Source organism: Oceaniovalibus sp. ACAM 378 (assembly GCF_008085915.1).
Lineage (GTDB): Bacteria > Pseudomonadota > Alphaproteobacteria > Rhodobacterales > Rhodobacteraceae > Oceaniglobus.
Map to the genome: position 1 here is coordinate 137,190 of NZ_VSJK01000010.1, position 19,303 is coordinate 156,492.

Annotated in this window: 23 protein-coding genes and 1 riboswitch; of the genes, 7 read left to right on the plus strand and 16 right to left on the minus strand. The window is 62.2% G+C overall.

The window, feature by feature from the left end; genetic code table 11:
* Window positions 1-4 precede the first annotated feature (4 nt).
* From FQ320_RS14955 to FQ320_RS14970, 4 genes are all read left to right on the plus strand, one after another.
* Window positions 5-649, plus strand: coding sequence for a 50S ribosomal protein L25/general stress protein Ctc (locus tag FQ320_RS14955; protein ID WP_148473646.1), 645 nt, complete (start codon window positions 5-7; stop codon window positions 647-649).
* Window positions 650-856: 207 nt separating this feature from the next.
* On the plus strand, window positions 857-1,594 hold the full coding sequence (gene pth, locus FQ320_RS14960) for an aminoacyl-tRNA hydrolase (RefSeq protein ID WP_148473648.1): 738 nt from the start codon (window positions 857-859) through the stop codon (window positions 1,592-1,594).
* Window positions 1,595-1,606: 12 nt separating this feature from the next.
* Complete coding sequence (locus tag FQ320_RS14965) at window positions 1,607-1,981, plus strand: DUF2237 family protein (RefSeq protein ID WP_148473650.1); 375 nt, start codon at window positions 1,607-1,609, stop codon at window positions 1,979-1,981.
* A 45-nt stretch (window positions 1,982-2,026) separates the two neighbouring features.
* The gene (locus tag FQ320_RS14970; RefSeq protein WP_148473652.1) at window positions 2,027-2,353 is read left to right on the plus strand and encodes a hypothetical protein; all 327 of its coding nucleotides are present in this window, start codon (window positions 2,027-2,029) and stop codon (window positions 2,351-2,353) included.
* A 36-nt stretch (window positions 2,354-2,389) separates the two neighbouring features.
* On the opposite strand, the gene trpB is transcribed toward FQ320_RS14970, so the two are convergent.
* The 9 genes from trpB to FQ320_RS15015 all read right to left on the minus strand — a co-directional run bounded on the left by trpB (window position 2,390) and on the right by FQ320_RS15015 (window position 10,757).
* Complete coding sequence (gene trpB, locus FQ320_RS14975) at window positions 2,390-3,619, minus strand: tryptophan synthase subunit beta (protein WP_148473654.1); 1,230 nt, start codon at window positions 3,617-3,619, stop codon at window positions 2,390-2,392.
* A gap of 19 nt (window positions 3,620-3,638) precedes the next feature.
* Complete coding sequence (locus FQ320_RS14980) at window positions 3,639-4,082, minus strand: GNAT family N-acetyltransferase (RefSeq protein WP_148473656.1); 444 nt, start codon at window positions 4,080-4,082, stop codon at window positions 3,639-3,641.
* Window positions 4,079-4,705: a phosphoribosylanthranilate isomerase gene (locus tag FQ320_RS14985; RefSeq protein ID WP_148473658.1), complete on the minus strand. Its 627-nt coding sequence runs from the start codon at window positions 4,703-4,705 to the stop codon at window positions 4,079-4,081. The genes FQ320_RS14980 and FQ320_RS14985 overlap by 4 nt, the downstream gene beginning before the upstream one ends.
* A gap of 6 nt (window positions 4,706-4,711) precedes the next feature.
* Window positions 4,712-5,074 carry a LapA family protein gene (locus tag FQ320_RS14990; RefSeq protein ID WP_148473659.1) on the minus strand — a complete coding sequence of 121 codons (363 nt, stop codon included), beginning with the start codon at window positions 5,072-5,074 and terminating at the stop codon, window positions 4,712-4,714.
* A 7-nt stretch (window positions 5,075-5,081) separates the two neighbouring features.
* Window positions 5,082-5,363 (minus strand): integration host factor subunit beta, encoded by a 282-nt coding sequence (gene ihfB / locus FQ320_RS14995; RefSeq protein ID WP_148473791.1) that lies wholly within the window; start codon window positions 5,361-5,363, stop codon window positions 5,082-5,084.
* 354 nt (window positions 5,364-5,717) lie between these two features.
* On the minus strand, window positions 5,718-7,394 hold the full coding sequence (gene rpsA / locus FQ320_RS15000) for a 30S ribosomal protein S1 (protein ID WP_148473661.1): 1,677 nt from the start codon (window positions 7,392-7,394) through the stop codon (window positions 5,718-5,720).
* A 241-nt stretch (window positions 7,395-7,635) separates the two neighbouring features.
* Window positions 7,636-8,247 (minus strand): d(CMP) kinase, encoded by a 612-nt coding sequence (locus FQ320_RS15005; RefSeq protein ID WP_148473663.1) that lies wholly within the window; start codon window positions 8,245-8,247, stop codon window positions 7,636-7,638.
* Between the two features lie 119 nt (window positions 8,248-8,366).
* Window positions 8,367-9,713 (minus strand): 3-phosphoshikimate 1-carboxyvinyltransferase, encoded by a 1,347-nt coding sequence (gene aroA / locus FQ320_RS15010; RefSeq protein WP_148473665.1) that lies wholly within the window; start codon window positions 9,711-9,713, stop codon window positions 8,367-8,369.
* 321 nt (window positions 9,714-10,034) lie between these two features.
* The gene (locus FQ320_RS15015; RefSeq protein ID WP_148473667.1) at window positions 10,035-10,757 is read right to left on the minus strand and encodes a tRNA (guanosine(46)-N(7))-methyltransferase TrmB; all 723 of its coding nucleotides are present in this window, start codon (window positions 10,755-10,757) and stop codon (window positions 10,035-10,037) included.
* A gap of 112 nt (window positions 10,758-10,869) precedes the next feature.
* Between FQ320_RS15015 and FQ320_RS15020 the strand changes: the two genes are divergently transcribed.
* Window positions 10,870-11,232, plus strand: coding sequence for a hypothetical protein (locus tag FQ320_RS15020; RefSeq protein ID WP_148473668.1), 363 nt, complete (start codon window positions 10,870-10,872; stop codon window positions 11,230-11,232).
* 56 nt (window positions 11,233-11,288) lie between these two features.
* Window positions 11,289-11,756: a copper chaperone PCu(A)C gene (locus FQ320_RS15025; protein WP_148473670.1), complete on the plus strand. Its 468-nt coding sequence runs from the start codon at window positions 11,289-11,291 to the stop codon at window positions 11,754-11,756.
* Window positions 11,757-11,846: 90 nt separating this feature from the next.
* Here FQ320_RS15025 and metK read toward each other — a convergent pair whose 3' ends face one another.
* The 7 genes from metK to FQ320_RS15060 form a co-directional block, all read right to left on the minus strand.
* On the minus strand, window positions 11,847-13,028 hold the full coding sequence (metK, locus tag FQ320_RS15030; protein WP_148473672.1) for a methionine adenosyltransferase: 1,182 nt from the start codon (window positions 13,026-13,028) through the stop codon (window positions 11,847-11,849).
* Window positions 13,029-13,034: 6 nt separating this feature from the next.
* A riboswitch (SAM-SAH riboswitch) is annotated at window positions 13,035-13,083 on the minus strand.
* 34 nt (window positions 13,084-13,117) lie between these two features.
* A complete protein-coding gene (gene lnt / locus FQ320_RS15035; RefSeq protein ID WP_148473674.1) occupies window positions 13,118-14,647 on the minus strand; it encodes an apolipoprotein N-acyltransferase in 1,530 nt (509 codons plus the stop codon).
* Between the two features lie 6 nt (window positions 14,648-14,653).
* Window positions 14,654-15,550 carry a CBS domain-containing protein gene (locus tag FQ320_RS15040; protein WP_148473676.1) on the minus strand — a complete coding sequence of 299 codons (897 nt, stop codon included), beginning with the start codon at window positions 15,548-15,550 and terminating at the stop codon, window positions 14,654-14,656.
* Window positions 15,551-15,633: 83 nt separating this feature from the next.
* Window positions 15,634-16,131: an rRNA maturation RNase YbeY gene (gene ybeY, locus FQ320_RS15045; protein WP_148473678.1), complete on the minus strand. Its 498-nt coding sequence runs from the start codon at window positions 16,129-16,131 to the stop codon at window positions 15,634-15,636.
* Window positions 16,124-17,128 (minus strand): PhoH family protein, encoded by a 1,005-nt coding sequence (locus FQ320_RS15050; RefSeq protein ID WP_255509527.1) that lies wholly within the window; start codon window positions 17,126-17,128, stop codon window positions 16,124-16,126. The genes ybeY and FQ320_RS15050 overlap by 8 nt, the downstream gene beginning before the upstream one ends.
* A 437-nt stretch (window positions 17,129-17,565) precedes the next feature.
* A complete protein-coding gene (locus FQ320_RS15055) occupies window positions 17,566-17,862 on the minus strand; it encodes a hypothetical protein (protein WP_148473680.1) in 297 nt (98 codons plus the stop codon).
* A 5-nt stretch (window positions 17,863-17,867) separates the two neighbouring features.
* Window positions 17,868-18,362, minus strand: coding sequence for an OmpA family protein (locus FQ320_RS15060; RefSeq protein ID WP_148473795.1), 495 nt, complete (start codon window positions 18,360-18,362; stop codon window positions 17,868-17,870).
* A 561-nt stretch (window positions 18,363-18,923) separates the two neighbouring features.
* On the opposite strand from FQ320_RS15060, the gene FQ320_RS15065 reads away from it, so the two are divergent.
* Window positions 18,924-19,250 (plus strand): hypothetical protein, encoded by a 327-nt coding sequence (locus FQ320_RS15065; RefSeq protein WP_148473682.1) that lies wholly within the window; start codon window positions 18,924-18,926, stop codon window positions 19,248-19,250.
* Window positions 19,251-19,303: the final 53 nt, after the last annotated feature.

Sequence of the window (19,303 nt, forward strand, 5' to 3'; positions counted from 1 at the left end):
CAACATGGCTGGTCAAATCCCAGACATCATTGCGCTGGCACGCGCGGGGACAGGCAAGGGGGCCGCCCGTACCGCTCGTCGCGAAGGGCTTGTGCCCGGAATCGTCTATGGCGGGGGCGGCGAGCCGCTGCCGATCAATCTGCCCTATAATGCGTTGCTGAAGCAACTGAAGGCAGGTCGTTTCCTGTCAACGCTGTTCAACCTCAAGGTCGAAGGCCACGAGGATGTACGGGTGATCTGCCGCGGCGTTCAGCGTCATGTGGTCAAGGATCTGCCGACCCACGTCGATCTGATGCGCCTCAAGCGCACCAGCCGCGTTTCGCTGTTCATCCCGGTGGAAGTGATCGGCCACGAGGAATGCCCCGCCCTGCGCAAGGGTGGCGTGCTGACCATGGTCCGCCCCGAGGTGGAGCTGCGCTGCACCGCCGGCGACATCCCCGAGAGCATCACCGTTTCGATCGCCGGACTCGAAATCGGCGACACGGTGACGATTTCGAACGTGACGCTGCCCGACGGGACCCGCGCAACGATCGATCGTGACTTCGTCATCGCCAACCTGTCGGCTCCCGCCGGTCTGCTCTCTTCGGGCAGCGAAGACGACGATGCCGAAGCAGGACCCGAAGCGGAAGAAGCACCCGCCGCGGACTGATCACCGCCAATGTGGTATCGATTCGGGGCCCTTCGGGGCCCCGTTTTCGTAAGCCGCCATGAACTTGCCCGACGACGGGGACCGGCGAAGAAGACTTTGAGCGGCATCGAATTGCGCCAAAGAGCCGGGCGACATCAGATCCGACAGTTTCCAAGTTAAGTCATCTGGCTTTAGGGTGGCGCGACTCTCAGCAACAGGACCGACCCCATGCAGCTTTTTGCCGGTCTCGGAAATCCCGGCGCGAAATACGCGCAGAACCGCCATAACATCGGGTTCATGGCGCTGGACCGGATCGCCGATGATCACGGCTTTTCCCCCTGGCGCGCGCGGTTTCAGGGTCATATGGCCGAGGGTGTTCTTGGCGGCGAGAAGGTGCTGCTGCTCAAGCCGGACACATTCATGAACCTGTCGGGCCAATCGGTGGGCGAAGCGATGCGGTTCTTCAAACTGTCCCCCGCCGAGATCACCGTTTTTCACGACGAGATCGATCTTGCCCCCGGCAAGCTGCGCCTGAAAACCGGCGGCGGACACGCGGGCCACAACGGGCTGCGCTCGCTGCACCAGCATATCGGCGCCGAGTATCACCGTGTGCGGATGGGCGTCGGTCATCCCGGGCACAAGGATGCGGTGGCGGGATACGTGCTGCATGATTTCGCCAAGGCGGATCAGGACTGGCTTGACGATATGCTGCGTGGCATCTGCGATGGCGCGGCAAAGCTAGCGGCGGGGGACGGGCCGGGGTTCCTGAATGCTGTCGCGCTGCGTCTGTCGCCGGCGCGGTCCTCCAAGTCTCAGCAGGCCGCAGAAAAGCCGAAAACGCCCACGGCCAAAGCCGCTGCGCCCGCACCGACCGCGGCCAAACCCGCCGCCCCGGAACCGACCGCCCCCGAACCGACCCCAGACACCCGCAACCCATTGCAGAAGCTCGCTGACCGCTTCCGCTGAGAAAGGCCGACAATGGACAAGGACGCCGCCGTCAACGTATTGGGCGAAACGCTCGCTCTATGCTCGACCACTCCGATGACGGGATTCTTCCGTGACGGCCACTGCAACACCTGCGCCGCCGATCAGGGCAGCCATACGGTCTGTGCGGTGTTGACGGCCGAATTCCTCGCGTTTTCGAAATACGTCGGCAACGACCTGTCCACCCCCCGCCCCGAATTTGGCTTTGCCGGTCTGAAATCAGGCGATCAATGGTGTCTGTGCGCCAGTCGGTTCCTGCAGGCCCACGACGAGGGCTGCGCACCCCGCGTCAACCTGTCGGCGACGCATCTGCGCGCGCTCGACATCATTCCGCTGGAGGTGCTGCAGATGAATGCGGCGCCGACGTGAGTTGTACTTTCCCGATAATTTCGCCTGAAAGAGCCTGACAATTCCATGACAAACCGCCATAAAATGACATTCGTCAATCCGACCTTTCATCCCGGGCTGAACATCACTGTGCGCCACGGCGACAAATGGGCGCGGCTGGCGCGGATCGGCGACCTGATCGAAATCGATGGCCCCGAAGGTGTGATCAGCGCACCTGTGGCCGGCTTGCTGCACTGTGCCGAGATCGCGGATATTCCCGATGGCATCATGGCGCTGGAGCACGACACAGACGCGCGCAACCACACCGGATTGCGCCGCATCCTCGACGATATCTATGGTCCGACAGACAGCGGTCTGCGTGAAGTTACGGTTGTGTTTCTAACCATCGAGTGACGCGGATCACACCGCGCCACCCGTTCGGGCGCGGTATCAGCCCGCGCCGGTCATGTCCCAGCCAAGATGTTTGGCGACGGTAAAGATGTCCTTGTCGCCACGGCCACACATATTCATGCAGATGATGTGATCGGACGGAAGATCCGGCGCGATCTTCATCACATGGGCCAGCGCGTGGGAGGGCTCCAGCGCCGGGATGATGCCTTCAAGCGCGCAGGACAGTTGGAACGCCTCCAGCGCTTCGGTATCGGTGATCGACACATATTGCGCCCGCCCGATATCGTGCAACCAGGCATGTTCCGGTCCGATCCCGGGATAATCCAGCCCCGCCGAGATCGAGAACCCCTCAAGGATCTGCCCGTCGTCGTCCTGTAACAGATAGGTGCGGTTGCCATGCAGCACGCCGGGGCGACCACCGGTCAGAGAGGCGCAATGCTCCATCTTGGCATTCACGCCCTTGCCCCCGGCTTCCACGCCGATGATGTTCACCGACTTGTCGTCGAGGAATGGAAAGAACAGCCCCATGGCGTTCGATCCACCGCCGATCGCCGCGATGAGCGTATCGGGCAGGCGTCCCTCCTGTTCGGCCAGTTGCTCCTTGGCTTCTTTACCGATGATCGATTGGAAATCGCGCACCATGGCGGGGTATGGGTGCGGCCCGGCCACCGTGCCGATGCAATAGAACGTGTCGCGCACGTTGGTCACCCAGTCGCGCAGCGCGTCGTTCATCGCATCCTTCAGGGTGCCGCGCCCAGAGGTTACCGGCACCACCTCGGCCCCCAGCAGCTTCATCCGGAACACGTTGGGCGACTGACGTTCAACGTCATGGGCGCCCATATAGACGACGCATTTCAGCCCGAACTTGGCGCAGACGGTTGCCGTGGCCACGCCATGTTGTCCCGCCCCGGTTTCGGCAATGATCCGGGTCTTGCCCATACGCCGCGCCAAAAGGATCTGCCCCAGCACGTTGTTGATCTTATGGGCGCCGGTGTGGTTCAACTCATCACGCTTGAAATAGATTTTTGCGCCGCCAAGATGCTCGGTCATCCGCTGGGCGAAATACATCGGGCTGGGACGGCCGACATAGTGGGTCCACAGATCATTCATCTCGGCCCAGAATGAATCGTCGGTCTTGGCCTTTTCGTATTCGGCCTCAAGCCTCAGGATCAGCGGCATCAGGGTTTCGGATACGAACCGTCCGCCGAAGTCACCGAACCGCCCGTTTTCATCCGGGCCCTTCATGAAGCTGTTGAAAAGATCGTTCATGGTATGCGCCCCCCAATTGTCAGGTCAGGTCGCGTTTAAAGCCAATATGCGAGGCGGTAAAGCCGACGCTTTCGTAAAACGCCCGGGCACGGTCACGAGAGGCGTTCATCGTCAGTTGTAAAAGGGCACAACCGGCGGCGCGGGCGCGGGTTTCGGCGTCCGCCAGCATCAAAGCGCCGATCCCCAGCCCGCGCTGATCCGAGGCGACGCGGACCGATTCAACCTGTGCCCGCCGGGCGGCACGAAGCGACAGGCCAGAAATAAAGGTGAGCTGATATGTGGCGATCACCCGCCCGCCCTGTTCACCGACAATCAGATGATTCGCCGCTTCGCGCTGCATCGCATCGAAGGCGGCCAGGTAACGTGCCGGATCCTCATCCTCGCGCCCGGCCCCCAAGGCGTCGTCACGCAGCAAGGCAACGACAGCAGGCACATCGGCGGAAGTGGCCAGACGCCAGATCATGCCGCCGCCAGAAATGCCGCGATCCGCGCCACATCCTTGACCCCGGGGGCTGATTCCACGCCCGATGATACGTCGACCTGCTGCGCGCCCGTCAGGCGCACCGCCTCGGCCACATTGGCGGGGGTCAGCCCCCCGGCAAGCATCCATGGAACCGGCCAGCGCCGCCCGGCAATCAGCCGCCAGTCAAACGCGATGCCGTTGCCCCCCGGAAGCCCGCCGGCGCTTGGCGGCTTCGCATCGATCAGCAATTGATCCGCAACGGATGCGTAATCGGTCAAGGCAGCCAGATCACCTTCATTCGCGATGCCCACCGCTTTCATCACAGGGAGCCCGAAACGCGCCCGCACCTCGGCCACGCGATCAGGCGTCTCGCGCCCGTGCAACTGCAACATGTCTATCGGTACGAGGGCGAGCAATTCATCAAGCGCCGCGTTATCGGCGTCGACGGTCAGCGCGACCTTGCACTGCCCCGCAGGAACCGCGACCGCCAGTTCGGCAGCACGCTCAAACGTCAGATGGCGCGGCGATTTTGCGAAGAAGACAAAGCCGACATAGGCAGCATCACGCGCAGCGTGCAGGTCACCCTCGCGGGTCAGCCCGCAGATCTTGACCCGAGTCGTCATATAACCTCAGCGCGCGGTGGCGCCCGGACCATCGATCAGGGCCAGAACATCGTCGCCCTTGCCGGGGGGCGGGGTTTTCAGCCGTGTAACCTCACGCGCCAGTTCTTCCTTCTGGCGGCGCTGGCGGGTGGCATCTGCACGATGTTTATGTTCGCGCAGCCATTCCCAAACGAATCCGATCATCACGCCCACAACTATCGCGCCGAAGATCAGCAGGAACAGCGGCATGGTGACGGACCAGGACCAGCCAAGGAACCCCGACATTTCCGGCGGCAGCAACAACAGCGTGACAACACCGCGATTGGCCACCGCCACGGTCACCAGACAAATCGCCAAAATGGCCAGGAAAGCATAGCGGATATAGCGCATGTTACGGTTATTCCTCGTTCAACCTGTCGCGAAGCAGCTTGCCGGTCTTGAAAAACGGCACATGCTTCTCATCCACGTCAACCGATTCACCGGTACGTGGGTTCCGCCCCACTCTCGCATCGCGCTTCTTGACTGAAAAGGCACCAAATCCGCGCAGTTCGACGCGATCGCCCCGGGCCATGGCACCGATGATTTCTTCGAAAACCGTATTCACGATCTTTTCGACATCGCGTTGATAAAGATGCGGGTTTTCGTCTGATAATTTCTGGATCAGTTCCGACCGGATCATGCGCCATCCCCCCGTGGAGTGCGGTTTGAGCGGGAGATTCCCCACTTCTTTGTCAGAACTATATAAGGGAATGGTCGCGCGGGGAATATGCGCTGGATCATCTCGGCGGTCTTTAAGCGGAGAAATGGCGGGTGATTGCGTCAAATTCGCTGAAATCACATCGCGTCAACGGGTTGCGCCGAGGCTGATCAGGTTTTGCGCGCCGGATATGCCAAGTGATTCGCGATACGGCAAATGCGCACATTCGGGCGCAACCAGCAGCAGAGGGGGCGGTGCGCGTAATGATATCGTAAGGCTTTGTGGCCCCCCGCGCGCTGGGCGCAGGAGGCATTTTCTTATCGGCAGGCTACCGGATCAGTCTTCGCCCTTGAGGGCACGACCCAGGATGTCGCCCAGCGATGCGCCCGAATCGGACGAACCGTACTGCTGAACTGCTTCCTGCTCTTCGGCGATTTCGCGCGCCTTGATCGACAGACCCAAACGGCGGGTCTTTTGGTCGACGTTGGTGACACGAACGTCAACCTTGTCGCCCACGCCAAAGCGTTCGGGGCGCTGTTCTGCCCGGTCGCGCGACAGGTCGGAACGACGGATGAAGGATTTCGCGCCCTCATACTCCACTTCGACGCCGCCATCCTCGATCGAGGTCACGGTGACCGTGATGATCGAGCCACGCTTGACGCCTTCGGTGGCACCGGTGAACGAATCGTCCAGCGCCTTGATCGACAGGCTGATGCGCTCTTTCTCGACATCCACCTCGGTGACAACTGCCTTGACCCCGTCGCCCTTCTGGAACGACTGGATGGCTTCTTCGCCACGCTGGTCCCAGCTGATGTCGGACAGGTGGACCATGCCGTCGATGTCGTGCTCCAACCCGACGAACAGGCCGAATTCGGTGATGTTCTTGACATCGCCTTCGACAACCGTGCCTTCGGGGTGGGTTTCCGCGAACACTTCCCACGGATTGCGCATGGTCTGCTTCAGGCCAAGCGACACACGGCGCTTGGCGCTGTCGATTTCCAGAACCATGACTTCGACTTCCTGCGAGGTCGAAACGATCTTGCCGGGATGCACGTTCTTCTTTGTCCAGGACATTTCAGACACGTGGACCAGACCTTCAACGCCGGGCTCAAGCTCGACGAATGCGCCATAGTCGGTGATGTTGGTCACGCGGCCAGTGTGCGAGGAGTCCAGCGGGAACTTGGCTTCGACCGAATCCCACGGATCCGCCTGAAGCTGCTTCATGCCCAGCGAAATACGGTGGGTTTCTTTGTTGATCTTGATGACCTGAACCTTGACGGTCTCGCCGATCGACAGGATCTCGCTGGGGTGGTTTACCCGGCGCCATGCCATATCGGTGACGTGCAGCAGGCCGTCGACTCCGCCCAGATCCACAAAAGCACCATATTCGGTGATGTTCTTGACGACACCATCAACCGCTTGGCCTTCGTGCAGGTTGCCGATGACTTCGGCGCGCTGTTCGGCACGGGATTCTTCCAGAATGGCGCGGCGCGACACAACGATGTTGCCACGGCGACGGTCCATTTTCAGGATCTGGAACGGCTGCTTCAGACCCATCAGCGGTCCGGCATCGCGCACGGGGCGCACATCGACCTGCGAACCGGGCAGGAACGCCACGGCGCCGCCCAGATCGACGGTGAAACCGCCCTTGACCCGGCTGAAAATCGCGCCTTCGACACGGTCTTCGTCGGCATAGGCCTTTTCCAGACGATCCCAGGCTTCTTCGCGGCGGGCCATTTCACGGGAAATGACGGCTTCGCCCTTGGCGTTCTCGACCTGGCGCAGGAAGACTTCGACTTCGTCGCCGACCTGCACGTTGGGCTGTTCACCGGGCTCTGCGAATTCCTTGAGATCAACGCGGCCTTCCATCTTGTAGCCGACGTCGATGATGGCTTGTCCCGCTTCAATTGCGATGACCTTGCCTTTGACGACAGACCCTTCGTCGGGTGTGTCGATTTCGAAGCTTTCGTTAAGGAGGGCTTCGAATTCCTCCATCGTTGTGTTGGCGCTCATGTGGCGTATTGTTCCTTTGTGGTCATTTTTCTGGCCGAACGGTTGTCTCCGACGGTCTTTGGCTTCAATTGGTCGGGGCAGAAAACAAGGAAGGGCCGGCATCAACCGACCCTGCGCATCCTCTGTCCGGGACTGTGCCGCCCCTTGACACCGCGCGTATATGGCACCGGTGCCGCCGTGGCAAGACCGCGCCGCCGAACAGGCGCTCGCATATCGTCCGTCGCGCGATTTGCAATGGCGATCAGGCGTTGCGAATCCGTTCGATTGCAGCGGCGGCAACCGACACGGCCTGCTCGATGGTCATCGAGGTGGTGTCGATCAACAGCGCGTCACGCGCGGGTTTCAGCGGCGCGGTATCGCGGGCCCGGTCGCGGGCATCGCGTTGCCGCAGATCGGCCAAAACCGCAGTCAGCGCGGTTTCCGCGCCGCCAGTGCGCAATTCTTCGAACCGGCGGGTCGCGCGCACCTCGTCACTGGCGGTGATGAACAGCTTTACCTCGGCATCAGGGCAGATCACCGTGCCGATATCGCGTCCGTCCAGCACCGCGCCGCCATCGCGCCGGGCAAACGCCCGCTGAAAGTCAAGAAGAGCCGAGCGGACCTCGGGGATCACGGCGATACGGCTGGCCGCCTGTGCGGCCTCGGCGTCGCGCAGGTCGTCCCGGTCCAGATCGGCACGCGCAAGGCTTCGCGCCGCATCGACCGGCTCGGCCCCTGCCAGTACCAGCCGCCCGACCGCACGGTACAACAGACCGGTGTCGAGATGGGCGAACCCGTAACGCGCGGCAATTTCCCGCGCGACTGTGCCCTTGCCGCTGGCCGCAGGGCCGTCGATTGCAACTGTGAACGCCATGATGCTCCGCTTGCAGATGTGCCGGGCCGTCAGCGGACCGGGCGATCAGAGTATCGGGACAAACGGTGGTTGAAAAGGCTGGAACGCCCTCGAACCGACCGCCTTTGTTCCCAACGCTGTTACACGCGCGAAAGATCAGCCCCGAGCCGGGTCATCAGCGGCTCGAACACCGGAAACGAGGTGGCAATCGGCCCGGCATCATCGACCGTGACACCCTCGCGCGCTGCCATGCCGAGAATCAGGAACGACATCGCGATCCGGTGATCCAGCCGCGCGGCTGCGGTGCTGCCGCCGGGCACTTTGCCGGGACCGGCTCCGGAAACGATCCACCAGTCCTCGCCCTCCTCGACCTCGACCCCGTTCGCGCGCAGGCCCTTGGCCATCGCATCGATCCGGTCGGATTCCTTTACCCGCAGCTCTTTCACGCCGCGCATGACGGTGCGCCCATCGGCAAAGGCGGCCACGACCGACAGGATCGGATATTCATCGATCATGCTTGCAGCGCGCTCGGGCGGAACCTCGATCCCCTTCATATCGGGGGAAAACCGGGCGCGCAGATCGGCGACGGGTTCGCCGCCTTCCTCACGCTCGTTCTCATAGGTCAGATCGGCGCCCATCTCGCGCAGCGTCGTGAACAGCCCGGCGCGCGTCGGGTTCAGCCCGATACCGGGCACCAGAACATCCGACCCCGGCACGATCAGCGCGGCACAGACCGGAAAGGCCGCCGAACTGGGGTCGCGCGGCACGGCGATGTCCTGCGGACGCAGATCGGGCTGGCCGGTCAGGGTAATCACCCGGCCTTCATCCGTGTCCTCGACACGGACGGTCGCACCAAACCCGGTCAACATCCGTTCGGTGTGATCGCGAGTGGCCTCACGCTCGATCACCACGGTGTCGCCGGGCGCATTCAATCCGGCCAAAAGGATGGCGGATTTCACCTGCGCACTGGGCACCGGCGTGACGTATCGCACCGCCACCGGATCGGCCGCGCCGACCACAGTCATCGGCAGCCGCCCGCCTTTGCGCCCGAAGGCCTGCGTGCCGAACAGCGCCAGCGGATCGGTGACCCGCCCCATCGGCCGCCCGTTCAGCGATGCATCGCCGGTAAAGGTGGCGGTGATTGGCGTTGTTGCCATCGCCCCCATGATCAGCCGCACGCCGGTGCCCGAATTGCCGCAGTCGATCACATTTTCCGGTTCGCCGAACCCGCCCGTGCCGACACCGTGCACCGACCAGGAACCGCCGCCGTGGTTCACCACTTCGGCGCCGAAAGCGGCCATGGCGCGGCCTGTATCCAGCACATCCTGGCCCTCCAGCAGGCCGGTGATTCGCGTCTCGCCCACCGCCAACGCGCCAAGGATCAGTGACCGGTGGGATATCGACTTGTCCCCCGGCACCTCGGCGGTGCCGGTCAGAGGGCCGCAGGGCCGTGATGTCATCGGTATCGCTGTGCCGTGGCCGGACATGCCGTTCCCCCTTATTGAAAGTCGCGGCGATACTAGCGTTGGCGTGGGGGGGCGCAAGGCGCGAAATCGACCGCAGGCCAAAGCATCAGATCAGCGCGGCCAGAGGCAGGAGCAGGAACACAAAAAGCAAAAAAGGCAAATGGCGCATGATTAAATTCCGTCACTCTGAATGTGGCCAGAGAAAACCCTGACCTTTCGTTGAATGACGTCAGACTAACGGTGACGGTGCTGATCGGAAAAGTGGTGAATTCCATACCCCGCCGGTCGGGCGTGGCCTTGTGGCAGTGGCCGTTGGCCGGAATTACGCTCAGATGTTCTGGATCACTGCCTGATGAAAGTCAGATAATGCGGGCTGCGGCCTTCGCGCAGTGCCTTGCTTTCATAGCGTGTCGAAATCCAGTCGTCCCATGGGGTGCCCCGGTCGTCGGCCTCGCTCAGGGTGAAACCGGCGGGCGGAACCTCTTCCAGCGTCTGCCGCACATAGTCGGGAATATCCGTGGCGACGCGAAACCGGGCGCCCGGCGCCAGAACCCGAGCCAAGGGTGCGAGATGTTCGGGAGTGACAAACCGGCGGCGATGATGCCGCGCCTTGGGCCAGGGATCGGGATACAGCAGAAAGGCGCGCGCCACGCTTGCCTCGGGCAATACGTCCATCATATTGCGCGCATCGCCCGGATGAATGCGGATATTGTCGACCCCCGCCCGCCGGATCTTGCCCAGCGCCATCGCGACACCGTTGATGAAGGGTTCGCAGCCGATGATGCCGACATCGGGGTTGGCACCCGCCTGATGCACCATATGTTCCCCGGCACCAAATCCGATTTCCAGCCACAGGGGCCGGACGCCGGACCCTGCGCCAAAGATCGCTGCGGGGTCCAGCGGCTTGCGCTCGGGGTTTTCGTCCCATCCCACAGGACCGGGCGAAAGCGCGTCAAGATCGCTTTCGAGCAGGTCGATCTGGGTACGGCGCAGGGTCTTGCCCTTGAACCGGCCATAAAAGTTGCGCCACGGGGCGCCCGAGGGATGATATTCAGATGCGGTCATGGGCGCGGCTGATACCCGGTGAACGTAGCCGATGCAATCGGTGGCAACTTGTCACAGGCACCGGCATGGGGAACCATTGAGGCTTTGGCCACGCAGGCCTATGAATCGGGTGATGTTCAAGTCCAGCCTCCTTGTCGGCGTCCTGGCGCGCCTGATCCTTGCCTTCGCGCTGGCGACGGTCGGAGCGATGCATCGCGCACCTGCGTCCGGCGATGCGGAACTGGCGGCTTTTCTTGCTGTCGGCGGCACTCTGGACGATCTGTGCGGCGGTCATCGCTTCTCTGACAGCGGCCCGGTGTGCGAGGCTTGCCGCCTTGTCGCGGCCGTTCTGCCCATCGCGCCGGATCTGGCACCAAACACGGCCAATCTGTCGCATGTGTTGTGGACCGGCCACAGCGCCCGCCCGACCCCGCACAGCCCGAAACTGCGCGCCAACACCGCCCGTGCGCCGCCCCTTGCCGTGAGCGAAGCCTGAACTCTTCTCATCACACGCGCCTGCGACCTTTCTGCGGGCATATCAAGGATAACACCATGTCACTGAAACCAATGGTGCTCGCGGCCCTGTTCGGTCTGGCTGCCACAACCTCTTTCGCCCATGACTACCAGATCGGCGATATTTCCGTTGCCCATCCGAAAAGCTTTGAGACCGCCCCCGGGGTGAAATCTGGCGGTGCCTATATGACCATCACCAACACTGGCGATACCCCCGACCGCCTGATCGAGGTGCGCGCCGACTTCCCCCGCGTGATGCTGCACAACAGCGTCACGGAAGATGGCGTGGCAAAGATGCTGCATCTGGAGGGGGTGGATATTCCGGCCGGAGAAACGATCGAACTGGCCCCCGGCGGTATCCACGTCATGTTGATGGGGCTGACGGCTCCGCTGACCGTAGGCACAGAAATCCCCGCGACATTGGTGTTTGAAAACGCGGGCGAACTGGATGTGACGTTGAACGTGGAAACCCGGGGCACCGACGCCGAAAATCACTCCGGCCACTGAAAACGGGTCATTGACCCGCGACAGGTCAATGCAACAAAGGGCAGCGCGATACCGCGCCGCCCCCTGCCGGAAACGCTCAGACTTTCCCGCTCAGACGGCGCGCTTCAGCGCCTCGGCCAGATCGGTCTTTTCCCACGAAAAACCGCCGTCGGCCTCGGGTTCGCGGCCGAAATGGCCATAGGCCGCAGTGCGCTCATAGATCGGGCGGTTCAGCCCCAGATGATTGCGGATCCCGCGCGGTGTCAGATCGATCGCCTGGGCAATCGCCCGTTCGATCGCCTCGGAGCCGACGTCGCCGGTGCCGAAGGTATCGGCATAGATCGACAGCGGTTTCGCCACGCCAATGGCATAGCTGAGCTGGATGGTGCATTTGTCGGCCATTCCTGCCGCCACCACATTCTTTGCCAAATACCGCGCGACATAGGCCGCCGAACGGTCGACCTTGGTTGGATCCTTGCCCGAGAACGCGCCGCCCCCGTGCGGGGCCGCACCGCCATAGGTGTCGACAATGATCTTGCGACCCGTCAGGCCCGCGTCACCGTCCGGCCCGCCGATCACGAACGTGCCGGTGGGGTTCACATGCCACACCGTTTCCGCATCGATCCAGCCATCGGGCAGAACCTGCCGGATATAGGGTTCGACAATGGCGCGGATGTCGTCACTTGTCTGGGATTCGTCCGAGTGCTGGGTGGACAGCACGATCGAGGTCACGCCCACCGGTTTGCCATCTTCATAGCGCACCGCCAACTGCGATTTCGCATCCGGACGCAGGGTGGGTTCGGTGCCGTCCTTGCGCACCTCGGCCAGCCGTTTGAGGATGGCATGGGCATATTGGATCGGCGCGGGCATCAGTGCCGTGGTTTCATTGGTGGCAAAGCCGAACATGATTCCCTGATCGCCGGCGCCTTCGTCCTTGTTGGCGCGGGCATCGACACCCATGGCGATATGGGCCGACTGTTGATGCAGCAGGTTGGTGATTTCACAGGTGGCGTGGTGAAACTTTTCCTGCTCGTATCCGATGTCCTTGATACAGGCGCGGGTAATTGCCTCGACCCGTCCGATATGGTCTTTCAGCTTGGAGGGATCGCTCAACCCCACTTCGCCGCCGATGATGACGCGGTTGGTGGTGGCAAAGGTTTCGCAGGCCACCCGCGCCTCGGGTTCCTCCGTAAGGAAGGCATCAAGGATCGCGTCGGAAATTCGGTCGCAGACCTTGTCGGGGTGACCTTCGGATACGGACTCCGAGGTAAAGACATAATTTTTGCGGGACATGGGTGGTGCTCCAATCGGTGTGAACCGCCGCGCCAGGAAGCCGTTGCGACGGGTGCAATACTTTCGGTTACAACGCTCTGCACAAAGGTTCAATCGCCAAGGCGTCGCGCCCCGGCAATAACCCCCGCCAGAAGGACGATCAGCAACACCCCCACAGGCAGATCGCCGCTGCGCGCATAGGGCGTCGGCGGCAAGGCGTCGGGCAGTTGCACGTCAAGAAACCCGGCCTGCCCCAGCGGGATATGGTCAAGCAGACGCCCCTGTGCATCGATCACCCCCGATATCCCCGTGTTGGCCGCGCGCAGCATCGGCAACCCCTGTTCGATCGCCCGCATCCGTGCCTGAGCCAGATGCTGTTGCGGACCGGCAAACGTGCCGAACCAGGCATCGTTGGTGATCTGCAACAGGAATCGCGGGCGTTCGGTGCCGCGCATGTCCTGGGGAAACACCGCCTCGTAACAAATCAGCGGCAAGGCCCGGCCCAGCGGCCCGAGATCGACCAGCCGTGGCCCCGGTCCGGGCGAAAAGCCGAACCCGTCGCGGGATGCGAAACTTTGCAACCCGATCAGCCTGGCCAGTTCGCCAAAGGGAATGTATTCGCCCAGCGGCACCAGATGGTGCTTGTCATAGGTTTCAACGATGACGCCGCCGGGCCCCAGCAGCAGCAGACTGTTGTAAGCCGCCAGACCTTCATTGCGCTGCGCTCCGATGACCACCGGGCGGCCGTTTGCCGCGTCGGAGATCAGAGTCAGCGCGGGGAGGCCCGGCTCGGCGAGCCAGGGGATGGCGGTTTCGGGCCAGATGGTCAGGTCGGGCGCACCGGGGGCGGCAGTGAATTCAAGCTGCCGGTCAAAGAACACTCGTGCGCGCGAGGGATCCCATTTTTCACGTTGCGGCGCATTGGGCTGCACCAGCCGGATCACCGGCGCATCTTTTGCAATCTGCGGCGCGGACGGTGTCGCGAAAGTATCAAAGGCGCCTGGCAAAAGCACTGCAAGCACGAACAGGATCAGCCCCGCCAAAGTCCGCCACCGCACCGCGCCCGCGATCAGTGCCGCCACCGCCAGAGTCACCAGCGTCAAACCATATGGCCCGATCAGCGCAGCCAGCCGGGCAACCCCGCTTTCCGTCCAGACATAACCGGGCAAGGCCCAGGGAAACCCGGTCAGGATATATCCGCGCGCCAGTTCACAAAGGGTCAACGCCAGTGGAAACGCCAGCAGTCGCGCCCAACCCGGCCTTGTCGCCGCCCCGGTAACCGCCCCGGCCAGCGCCCAGAACAGCGCAAATCCCGTGGCCGAAAACAGCAACGCAAAGGGCGCCATCCAGCCATGCCGCCCGATATCCACCAGAAACGGCTCGACGATCCAGTGCAGCGCCACCGCGAAATATCCGATTCCCGCACACCAGCCGATCAGCGCGCCGCGCCGCCACCCGGGCGGATCGACCAGAAGCGCCGCCAAAAGCGCGAAACCCGCCATCGCCAGATAGATCTGCGAAAACGGCACCTGACCGAGCGCCGCAAAAGCCCCCGCCGCGCAGGCCAGCACAGCCGACTGAATCGGCGTGCACCGCGACAGCCCCGCGAAGGAAGCGCGCTTTAACCGGGACGCCAGCATGTTCTGCTATTCGCCCGGTAGCCGTTCGCATCCCGGCATGCGCACACGGATCCGTTTGATCCGGCGGGGATCAGCGTCGACGATTTCAAGCTGCGCGCCCGACGGATGGGTGATCACCTCGCCCCGCGCGGGCACCCGCCCGGTCAGCACAAAGGCAGCACCGCCGAGAGTGTCGATTTCCTCTTCGTTTTCGGGTTCGACAAGTTTCAGGCCCGTCGTCGCCTCGAATTCGTCCAGCGGAGTTTTGGCGAGCGCCAGATAGACTCCGGGCTTTTCCTCGGTCCAGTATTGGCCTTCGTCGATGTCGTGTTCATCCTCGATCTCGCCGATCACCTGTTCGATCAGATCCTCGATGGTGACCAGACCGTCGACCCCGCCATATTCATCGATCACCAGCGCCATATGCATGCGGTCACTCTGCATTTTCTGCAGCAACACGCCGATCGGCATGGAGGGCGGCGCATAGATCAGCGGGCGCAGCATCGCCGAAAGGTCAAATGTCCTGTCGTTGCCGTTAAACCCGTGCTGAAGCGCGAAATCCTTGAGATGCACCATGCCCATCGGATGATCCAGAGTATCGCGATAGACCGGCAAACGGCTCATGCCGCTGTCGCGAAACACATGCACCAGATCCTCCATCGAGATATCCACCGGGACCGAAACGATCTCGACCGTGGGAATCGCCACGTCATAGACACGCATCCGTCGCAGATTGATCAGGCCGGGCAAAGCGGATGCCATGTGCGCACGAGATTGCTTCGTCTCTGCGCCATCCTGATCCGATTCATCGGGGCTGAACGCCTCGAACAATCGTCCGAAAAAACCCCGTTGCGGGGGTTCGTCGTCGTCCTGGGAAAGCGCGCTTTGCGCAGCCCCTCTGGACCCTTCCTCTGAGTCGTCCATTTTCCCTTTCCGGTTGCCCGCGCTGCCTGAGCGCGAAACAGCTATATAGTCAGTGTTGTCCGTACGTCACCCCCAATTGGCGATCATTCGGCGTGATAAGGGTCTGCGATGCCGAGTTTCGACAGGATCGCAGTCTCCCGTGCCTCCATCAGATCACCGTCTTCATCGTGTTCGTGGTCGAAACCCAACAAATGCAGGGTGCCGTGAACCAGAAGATGGGTCACATGGTCAGCCAGCGGGATTCCGCCCGCCTGCGCCTCGGACTGACAGGTGTCAAAGGAGATGGCAAGATCACCCAGTTCAGGATCGCGCGGATCGGGCGCTGCCGGGTCGCTGCCGGGCACCTCGGCGCCACGTTCATCCGACGGCCATGACAGCACATTGGTCGGCACCGCCTTACCGCGAAAATCGGCATTCAGGGTGGCGATCCGCACATCATCGCAGGCCAGCAGGCTGACCTCCCACGGCGTGTCGGGAAGGTGGCCGAGCGCCGCCGTCACGGCCCGCAGCGCCAGCGCCTCGATCCCCAGACCGTCCCAACGGGCATCCTCGGTCACTACATCGACAGTGATGTCAGCCATCGGCCTCGTATGCCTCGATGATTTTCGCAACCAGCGGGTGGCGCACGACATCCTTGGAGGTGAAATAGTTGAACGATATCTTGTCGATTCCGCTCAACAGGCGTTCGGCATCCTGCAATCCGCTCTGCGCCCCGCGCGGCAGGTCGACCTGGGTGCGGTCGCCGGTGATCACCATGCGGCTGTTGCGACCCAGCCGGGTCAGGAACATCTTCATCTGCATCGATGTGGCATTCTGCGCTTCATCCAGCACGACAAAGGCATTGGACAGGGTCCGCCCGCGCATAAAGGCCAATGGCGCGATTTCGATCCGCTTTTCCTCGATCAGTTTTGCGGTCTGCTTGCCCGGAAAAAAGTCGTTCAGCGCGTCGTAGAGTGGCTGCATGTAAGGATCGACCTTGTCCTTCATGTCGCCGGGCAGATAGCCCAGCTTTTCGCCGGCCTCGACCGCCGGACGCGACAGGACGATCCGGTCAACATGGCCCTCGATGAACATATTCACGCCGACGGCCACCGCGAGATAGGTCTTGCCGGTGCCTGCGGGACCGATGCCAAAACACATCTCATTCGCGAAAAGCGAGCGCACATAGGCTTTTTGTGCTTCGGTGCGGGGTTCGACCAGGCGCTTGCGGGTTTTGATTTCAACCCGGTCGCCCTGTAACAGCTCTGCCGATGCGCCGTTGCGCGGGGCGGTTTCGCGTCCGTTCGGAACCATGCGGATTTCGGCGTCGATATCGCCCGGGTCGACCGCACGCCCGGCTTCGAGTCGGGAATACAGCGCGCGCAAAACCTCCGAGGCGCGGGCCTGTGCATCGGGTTCACCCAGCACAACCAACAGGTTGCCACGCCGGACGATCTGAACACCCAGAAGCTGTTCAATCCGCGCCAGGTTCACATCGAACTCTCCACAGAGATCGATCAAAAGCCGGTTGTCCTGAAATTCGATCAACGCCTCGACGGCGCGATCTGCGGGCGGGGGGGACGGAGGTATAAGGCCCAAGCAATGCTCCATGGCTGATCTATTAAACATATGGTGACAAGGCTCGGGCACGCCCGCAAGCGAAAGCTGCACCGATGACTGAAATATCGCTGTTTCCGGCGGGACCACGCGCAAACTCTCATGGCCATCGCGCGGCAAATCCTCACCCACAGAGCGTCGGCCTGATTTGGGTCGGGGCGGTGGGCTTGAAAGATCGATCCGGCGGCGACCGCGCCGCTTTTCCAGTTGGCGTGGAGATTGCGACGCTTGCCCGACCTTAAGTCGCTACAGTAACACCGCTTGAAATCGTGGTGCGGGACAGTGCGCTGGCCGGGACCGAAAGCCATCTTTCCCCGGGCTGTCGCCAAGCGTTCACGCCGCATGATCCACAACGCCAAAGGGCCGCCGCATATCGCGACGGCCCAATTTTGTCTTTCGGCGGATCAGATCACCCTGGATCAGATCGCATCCGGGACCGGTGAACTGACGCGGTCGGGACCGTTGATCGTGAACGGCGGCAGCAATCCGCAGATCGGCTTGCCGTTCCGGTCAAGCCTGTTGGACTGATAGCCTTCGACCCCATCATCAATCGCCCAGTGTTCGCACCCGTCACCATCGACCCAGATGCCCGGCGTGCGGGTCAGGTTTTTCAGGCTTTTGGTGTCAAATCCCCGGTCAACGGTCTGATTGGTCTTCTGGCCGCATCCGGCAAGACCGATTGTGGCCATGACAAGTATAAGTGGCAGCTTGTTCATTTCGGTTACCTTATGCAGATGATTTCGACGCGGCGGTTGGCCTGCATGCCGGCAGCGGTCGAGTTGCTGGCCTTGGGCTGACGTTCGCCATAGCCGCTGACGTCAAGGACCGGCGCACCAACACCTGCGGCCACTTGGGCCACCGCATTTGCGCGGTTATAGGACAGGCGGAGGTTATATGCGTCGGACGCGCGGCTGTCTGTGTGGCCGATGACCTTGTAGGCGCGGGCACCGGCGCTGCGAAAGAACCCCGCCAGATGGTCGCGGCCCTGCGGGTGGATCTTATAGCTGTCGGTGGCGAACAGTTGATCGGTGTTCATCACAGCACAGGTTTCGACGGCATGGCACACCGGCTTGCCCATACGATCAAGCCGGTTGGAAGCGTATCCTTCCCAGCCATCGTCGCGGACCCAGTGTTCACACCCATCCGGATCGATCCAGATCGTGCCGACGGCGCGTCTCTGCTGTGCTTCGGGCGCGCTGACGCCCAGCATCAGCATAGATGCGGCCAGTCCCGCGACCAACGCAAGCCGCGCGGCGTAATTCACAATTAACACTCCCCGTCTCCTTCGAAATTCAGTGCATCGGGCAAAGTGGCATTGCCCGCGCATCCCCCGGTCATCAACTTTTTTTCAACCTGACCGAAAATCACGGCGTTGTGAAGGTCGAATACGCCCGCTCTGTGCAGCATTTTCAACGGGGTGGAGGGTTTTGCACTCCACCGGACCACGCCGCAAGGACACTTCGCCAGAGCGCCCCCGACAATTGTGCGCGCCGACCAATGCCGCCCCCGGCATCAATCGCAACCCTTTCGCCCTTTCGTTTCCGGACTCGGGACAGTTCAGGGCTAACGGGCGGGAATCATTGCCAAGACGAAGGCATTTTCCGATAACTTGCGAAGAACTGGCGGCGAAACTAAGGCGAACGGCATTTCCGTCAGCCAGCGCCGGGCAAAACGCCCGCCCCGAGAAACGGGTGCCTGATGCGATGTCGGGGTTATTTTGCCCCGGCGGTTGGGGATGGCCCGTTGCGGCGGGCGCGAACACTAGCTTGGAGTGGGGATGAAGAAGATACTTTTGGTCGCGGCGATGATCGCTGCAGTGGCAACAACAGCTTCGGCACATGACCGGAAACACAAACATGCCTATGGCACCTATACGATCAGCAATGTGACCATCGTTGTCAGCTGCTATCGCGGGCCTTGGAAAGAGGTGATCTGGGATCGTCCGAACCCGGCGTTCTATGACAGCCTGGTCGGCGCGGGCTATTCACCGGCGACGGCGAACGCGCTTGGCACCCGGATCTGCCGGGATCAGAACCTTGTCGGCAATCTCCAGAACATGATCGCCGAAGTGCAGCAGGTGATCCGTCAGGCGCCACGCGGCTGATCTTCGGTAAATCGACGGAAAGCGGCGGTCCCATGGGCCGCCGTTTTCGTTTT